This is a genomic window from Streptomyces griseorubiginosus (assembly GCF_017614965.1).
Classification (GTDB): domain Bacteria; phylum Actinomycetota; class Actinomycetes; order Streptomycetales; family Streptomycetaceae; genus Streptomyces; species Streptomyces griseorubiginosus_B.
This window is the reverse complement of the sequence record NZ_WVUG01000427.1, coordinates 1-6,052: the sequence shown is the minus strand read 5'-3', so window position 1 is coordinate 6,052 and position 6,052 is coordinate 1. Positions and strand designations below refer to the sequence as shown.

Annotated in this window: 7 protein-coding genes; 4 read left to right on the top strand and 3 right to left on the bottom strand. The window is 72.5% G+C overall.

Annotated elements, in window-relative coordinates; translation table 11 throughout:
• The first annotated feature begins 54 nt into the window (after positions 1 to 54).
• From GRC12_RS40945 to GRC12_RS40935, 3 genes are read left to right on the top strand one after another with little or no spacing between them, the layout of a single operon-like run.
• A complete protein-coding gene (locus GRC12_RS40945; protein WP_208785526.1) occupies positions 55 to 1,008 on the top strand; it encodes an SDR family NAD(P)-dependent oxidoreductase in 954 nt (317 codons plus the stop codon).
• A 39-nt stretch (positions 1,009 to 1,047) separates the two neighbouring features.
• The gene (locus tag GRC12_RS40940; RefSeq protein ID WP_208785525.1) at positions 1,048 to 1,566 is read left to right on the top strand and encodes a GNAT family N-acetyltransferase; all 519 of its coding nucleotides are present in this window, start codon (positions 1,048 to 1,050) and stop codon (positions 1,564 to 1,566) included.
• Between the two features lie 58 nt (positions 1,567 to 1,624).
• Positions 1,625 to 1,849: a DUF2277 domain-containing protein gene (locus GRC12_RS40935; RefSeq protein ID WP_208785524.1), complete on the top strand. Its 225-nt coding sequence runs from the start codon at positions 1,625 to 1,627 to the stop codon at positions 1,847 to 1,849.
• A 102-nt stretch (positions 1,850 to 1,951) separates the two neighbouring features.
• Here GRC12_RS40935 and GRC12_RS40930 read toward each other — a convergent pair whose 3' ends face one another.
• The 3 genes from GRC12_RS40930 to GRC12_RS40920 form a co-directional block, all read right to left on the bottom strand.
• The gene (locus GRC12_RS40930; protein ID WP_208785523.1) at positions 1,952 to 2,563 is read right to left on the bottom strand and encodes a DedA family protein; all 612 of its coding nucleotides are present in this window, start codon (positions 2,561 to 2,563) and stop codon (positions 1,952 to 1,954) included.
• 199 nt (positions 2,564 to 2,762) lie between these two features.
• Positions 2,763 to 4,391 carry an alkaline phosphatase D family protein gene (locus GRC12_RS40925; RefSeq protein ID WP_208785522.1) on the bottom strand — a complete coding sequence of 543 codons (1,629 nt, stop codon included), beginning with the start codon at positions 4,389 to 4,391 and terminating at the stop codon, positions 2,763 to 2,765.
• A gap of 73 nt (positions 4,392 to 4,464) precedes the next feature.
• On the bottom strand, positions 4,465 to 5,109 hold the full coding sequence (locus GRC12_RS40920) for an HNH endonuclease family protein (protein ID WP_208785521.1): 645 nt from the start codon (positions 5,107 to 5,109) through the stop codon (positions 4,465 to 4,467).
• 384 nt (positions 5,110 to 5,493) lie between these two features.
• Here GRC12_RS40920 and GRC12_RS40915 point away from each other — a divergent pair.
• A partial coding sequence (locus tag GRC12_RS40915) for a TMEM165/GDT1 family protein (protein ID WP_208785520.1) occupies positions 5,494 to 6,052 on the top strand: 559 nt, incomplete at its 3' end.

The following is a 6,052-nucleotide window of genomic DNA, read 5'->3' as shown; positions in this document are numbered from 1 at the left end:
TCGGGAGGGTGGGTGGCACACGTCCGTAGCAATCGTGGCAAGGGAGCCCGCCTCATGTCGTTCACGTCCTCCCGTCCGTCCTCCTGGGACGTCCACCGGCCACCGCGTGCCGAGGGCAGGGTGTTCCTGGTCACCGGCGGCAACGCGGGGATCGGTTACTTCACCGCCGAGCAGCTGTCCGCCTCCGGGGCCACCGTCGTGCTGGGCAGCAGGGACCCGGCGAAGGCCGAGACCGCCCTGGAGTCGATCAGGTCCCGGGTGCCCGGCGCGCGGGTGCGGGCCCTGCGACTGGACCTCGCCGACCAGGCGTCGCTGCGTACGGCGGCGGGGGCGCTGGAGGCGGAACGGCTCGACGCGGTCGTCCTCAACGCCGGGGTCGCGCTCGACGACCCCCCGCGCCGTGAGACGGGGGACGGTCATGAGCTGATGTTCGGCACCAACCACCTCGGCCACTTCGCGCTCACCGCCCACCTGATGCCGCTGCTGGCGGCCGCGCCGGCGGCCCGTGTCGTCACCGTGGGCAGTTTCGCCGCGAAGTCGGAACGGCTGGACCTCGCCGACCTGCAGTCCCGCCGGGACTATCGGCCCAAGCGCACCTACGGACGCTCCAAACTGGCGCAGATGTACTTCGGCCTGGAACTCGACCGCCGCCTGCGTGCCCACGGCAGCACGGTGACCAGCGTGGTGGTCCACCCCGGCGGTGCCCTGGACGCCCTCACCCCCGCCCGCCCACCGCTGCCCGCGGTGACCGCCGCCGCACGTCTGCGCGCGGCCCCCGCCGCCCTCCTCGTCCAGGGCAAGGACGCCGGGGCCTGGCCGGCCGTCCGGGCGGTCCTCGACCCCACCGTGCGCGGCGGACAGCTGTGGGGCCCCCGCCACTTCGGCCTGCGCGGCACGCCCCGCGAGGAACCGCTCTGGACCCACCTCACCGACACGACGGTCGCGGCCCGTCTGTGGGACGCCGGCCGCGACCTCACCGGCACCGAACCGGACCGGCCGAGTGTCTAGACCGGGGGGACTGTCAGACCCGGGTCCTATGGTGGCGGCATGGAGATCACGGGTGGGGAGCGGCAGGTGCGGCTGGAGCCGTGGGGGGAAGGGGACCTGTGGTTGTTGCGCAGGCTCAACAGTCCTGAGATGACCGAGCACTTGGGCGGGCCGGAGAGCGAGGAGAAGGTCGCCGCGCGCCACCGCCGCTACCTCGCGGTCGGGGACGGGCAGATGTACCGGGTCGTGTCGACCGAGGACGGGGAGACGGTCGGGTCCGTCGGGTTCTGGGAGCGGGAGTGGCGGGAAGGCGTGGTGTGGGAGACGGGGTGGGGCGTGCTGCCCGAGTTCCAGGGACGCGGGCTGGCCGTCGCGGCGGCCCGGGCCGTCATCGCCGCCGCCCGGGAGGCCGGTGAGCACCGCTATCTGCACGCCTTCCCGAAGGTGGACAACGCCCCGTCGAACTCCGTGTGCAGGCGAGCCGGGTTCACCCTGCTCGGCCCGGTCGACCTGGAGTACCCGAAGGGCCACCCGATCAAGTCGAACGACTGGCGGGCGGACCTGCACGAGTCTCCCTGACCGGCCGGGGTCGCCGAAGGACCTGGCAGGGCCGTGGCCCATGCGTGAGACTGGTCGCATGTGCCGGAGCATCAAGACACTTCGTCCGCCCGTGTTGCCCGAGGAGGCGACCGAGGAGGAGATCAGGGCCGCGGCCCTGCAGTTCGTGCGGAAGGTGTCCGGGTTCCGGGCGCCCGCCGCGCACAACCGGGAGGTGTTCGACCACGCCGTCGAGGTGATCGCGCAGGCCACGACGGAACTGCTGGACGGCCTCGAGGTGCGCGGGCAGAAAGCGTCGGCCTAGCGGCCGAGAGGTCGAGCGGCCTCCCGGCCGAGAGGTGGAGCGGCTGAGCGGCTGAGAGGTCGAGAAGTCGAGCCGCCAAGAAGCTGAGCGGGCCCGCCGTCGCTACGACGCCTTCGCCGGGCGGCGCACCAGGTACGCCGCCCCGGCCCCCGCCCCGAACAGCGCCAGCACCGACACCCCGGTCGCCAGCCATGTCGTCCCCAGCCACTGGCCGCCGTAGTACCCCAGCGCCACGCTGTAGACCGCCCAGGCCAGGCCCGCCAGCGCCGACCAGGGCAGGAAGTCGCGGGCCCGGCGGTGGGCGGCGCCGGCGCCGAGGGAGACGACCGAGCGGCCGGCCGGGGCGAAGCGGGCGAGGATGACCAGGGCGCCGCCGCCCCGGGCCAGGGCCGCGCCGAGACGTTCCTGCGCGCCGGAGAGCCGGCGGGAGCGGGCGATGGCGCGGTCGAGGCGTTCGCCGCCGCGCCAGGCGAGGCGGTAGGCGACCAGGTCGCCGAGGACGGACGCGCAGGCCGCGCACACGGTGAGGGCGATGATGTCCGGGACCCGGTGCGGCACCGTGCCGGTCGCCGAGCCCGCGGCCGCCGCCGTCGCGGCCGTGATCACCAGCACACCGCTGGGCAGGACGGGCAGGAACACGTCGAGCAGCACCGACAGCGCCACCATGACGTAGATCCAAGGGCTGCCGGTCAGCGAGCCCAGACTCTCCAGCACCACGACTCCCCGTGAACTCCCCCGGTGGCCCGTACCGAGCCGCAGCGTCGCGGGGGAGCGGCAGGGGCGGCCATCAACAGCCATACAGCGTACGCCCGCGCTGTGACAGGAGTTCCACGGGGGGCACGTGCGATCGGCACAGGACGTTCACCTGCGGTCCCACCAGATCAGACGGCGACCGGAGTCCGGTCCGCGCCGGTCACTCGCTGAGGACGGACTCCTCCACCAGCGTGAGCTCGCCGTCCACCCGTGCCTGCTCCAGCCGCAGCCGTGCCGAACGGCCGTGCAGCGCGAGGTACATGAGCTGGTTGCCGAACCAGGGCCCGCCCTTCTTGCGCCACTTGACCGGCGTCGGCGCGCACCTGCCGTGCCGGGCGAACCGCCGTCCCAGTGCGCGGGCCACCGCGCTCCACCCGAAGCGGAAGCCGAACCGCATCGCCCGCGGAATGGCGTTGTGCACCGGTGAGCAGGTCAGCTGCAGCACGCGCGCGTCCGGCCCGGCGCCGGTGACCCACGTCGGCTCGGCCACGTACGCGTGATGGACGTCGCCGGACAGCACCAGCACCGTCGCCGGTGCGTCGGCCCCCGAGCCGACCTCGGCGATCAGCTCCGCCAGCGCGGCGAACGATTCCGGGAAGGCGGCCCAGTGCTCCAGATCCGCCTTCCGCCGCAGATCCTCCCCGAACCGCGCCCAGCGCGCCCCGCGGTCGCCCCGGCACAGGGCCGCGTTCCAGGCCTCGGCGTCGTGCACCAGGTGCGGCAGCAGCCAGGGCAGCGAGGTGCCGATGAGGAGGTGGTCGTACGCCTCCCGCGCGTCCAGCACCTGCTCGCGCAGCCACTCGGCCTCGCCCGGGTCGAGCATGGCCCGCTTCTCCTCCTCCAGGACGCGGGCCGCCCGCGAGTCGACCATCAGCAGCCGCACCCGGCCGAAGTCACGCCGGTAACTCCAGCGCACCGCGGCCGCGTCGGCGTCGGCCCGGCAGGCGTGCGCGCGCAACTCGTCGGTCCCGTCGGGCAGTTCGCGTACGGCCGCGTACACCGGGTCGGCCGCCAGCTCGTCCGGGGACACGTTGCCCAGGTGCTGGTGCACCCAGTACGACATCAGCCCGCTCAGCAGCCGCTCCCGCCACCACGGGGTCGCGCGCATGTCGTCGAGCCAGGCGGCGGAGGTGTTCCAGTCGTCGATGACGTCGTGGTCGTCGAAGATCATGCAGGTCGGCACGGTGGACAGCAGCCAGCGCACCTCGGGGTCGAGCCAGGACTCGTAGTAGAGGCGGGTGTACTCCTCGTAGTCCGCGACCTCGCTGCCCGGCGGCTCGCTCAGGTCGCGGCGGGCGGCGAGCCAGCGGCGGGTGGCGTCGGAGACCTCGTCGGCGTACACCTGGTCGCCCAACAGCAGCAGCACGTCCGGGCGTTCGCCGTCCGGGTCGGCCGCGATGCGCTGGGCGAGCGCGTCCAGGGCGTCCGGGCCGACGGGGTCGTCGCCGCCGGCGGCCGGGGCGGCCCAGCGGCAGGAGCCGAAGGAGACGCGGACGCCCTCGTCGTCGGCGGGGACGCGGATGACGGAGGGCGGGAAACGGGAGTCGGGCGCCGGCCACACGCGCGCGCCGTCCAGGAAGACCTCGTACGCCGTCGCGGCCCCCGGGGTGAGTCCGGTGACCGGGACGAGGGCGTAGTGGTGTCCGCAGATCTGGAAGGTGCGGGCCGTACCGGAGGCGCCGTCGGCACACCGCACCTCGGCGGTGCACGGTCGGCCGGCCTCGACCCACACGGTCGCACTCGAGCCGCCGATGTACCTCAGCAACGGCCCCAGACGCAGCTCAGCCACGAGATCACGCTCCTCCGTCGTCCCGTACGGTACGGAACGACGGAGGGGGCAGGCGAGGCTCCGTGCGTAACGATCAGCAACCGGCGAGGTAGCTCTGCAGGGCGGACTTCTCGGTCGAGTCGACGGAGAGGTCGTAGTAGTACTTCACCTGGACCCAGGCGCGGACGTAGGTGCAGACGTACGCGGAACGGGTGGGCACCCACTCGGCCGGGTCGTCGTCGCCCTTGGAGCGGTTGGAGCTGGCGGAGACCGCGATGAGCTGCGGGCGGGTGACGTCGTTGGCGAAGGCCTGGCGCTGGGCGGTGGTCCACTCCGAGGCGCCGGAGTCCCAGGCCTCGGCGAGCGGCACGACGTGGTCGATGTCGAAGGTGCTCGGGTCGGTGGTGGTGACCCCGTCGTACTGCGAGTACCAGGAGCCGCTGGTGGCGGTGCAGGCGGAGTTGGTGACGACATTGCTGCCGTCCCGCTTGATGACGTACTCGCGGGTGTTGCACGTGCCGGAGATGGTGATCCAGGTCGGGAACAGGTCGCGGCTGTAGCCGGTGCGGTTCTCCGTGGCCACGGTGAGCGAGGAGAGGTAGCTGCGGGCGGTGGCGGCGCTGACCGGGGTGGGCAGGGCGGCGGAGGCGGCCGGGCCGTCGAAGAGGGCAACGGAGGCTATGAGACCGGTAAGAGTCGCGAGTATGCTGAGCCGTCGACGCGCGTAGAACTTCGGCATGCGAACTCCCTTGTCGGGCGGGGGCGTTGAAGGGCGAGCGGGGGAATGCTCGTCGCGCCGTGTTGCGGACGGGTGAGCGTTCGGTAAGAAGTTAGTGACGCGTACATGACACGACAAGGTTCACGGTCGAACTTTCTCCCGGCCGGGTGTCGCGTACCATGGACGGCGCAGAAGGGGAGTAGCTCTTCGCCGGACCGTCGACATACTGCTCAGCTCGTCTGAGCCGGCGCCCGGAGGCGGGTCCCATGACCTCGCCAGCGAGACCTTCGGCAAGCAGTGCATACCCGTGCCCATGGCGCGGGTGACCAGTGTGCTGCCGTGCCGAGGTGTCTTCCCGAAGACGTGATCACTCTCGGTGGGGCGGCCCGACCGATTGAGGACCTCTTGATCAGCATCACCGTCACGGCGCTCGTCTTCGGCGTCGTCTTCCTCGCCGAGCTGCCGGACAAGACCGCGCTGGCCGGGCTCGTGCTCGGCACGCGCTATCGCGCCTCGTACGTCTTCGCGGGCGTCGCCGCCGCCTTCGCGCTGCATGTCGTGCTGGCCGTGGCCGCCGGCAGTGTGCTCACCCTGCTGCCGCAACGGCTGGTGCACGCGCTGACGGGCCTGCTGTTCCTGGCCGGCGCCGCGATGCTGCTGTTGCAGAAGGGTGAGGACGAGGAGGAGATCCGTCGGCCCGGGGACCAGTCCTTCTGGAAGGTCGCCGGCGCCGGCTTCATGCTCATCCTCGTCGCCGAGTTCGGTGATCTGACGCAGATCATGACGGCGAACCTCGCGGCCCGGTACGACGACCCGCTGTCGGTCGGTCTGGGCGCGGTACTGGCGCTGTGGGCGGTGGCCGGGCTGGGCATCGTCGGCGGAAAGGCGCTGATGAGGCGGGTGCCGCTGGCACTCATCACCAAGATCGCGGCGCTGCTGATGCTGGGGCTCGGGGTGTGGGGGC

Bases quoted from the DNA above. Each gene is read 5' to 3' on its own strand.
- GRC12_RS40920 (WP_208785521.1), bottom strand. From the start codon at position 5,109: ATGCCGAAGTTCTACGCGCGTCGACGGCTCAGCATACTCGCGACTCTT.
- GRC12_RS40935 (WP_208785524.1), top strand. From the start codon at position 1,625: ATGTGCCGGAGCATCAAGACACTTCGTCCGCCCGTGTTGCCCGAGGAG.
- GRC12_RS40945 (WP_208785526.1), top strand. From the start codon at position 55: ATGTCGTTCACGTCCTCCCGTCCGTCCTCCTGGGACGTCCACCGGCCA.
- GRC12_RS40940 (WP_208785525.1), top strand. From the start codon at position 1,048: ATGGAGATCACGGGTGGGGAGCGGCAGGTGCGGCTGGAGCCGTGGGGG.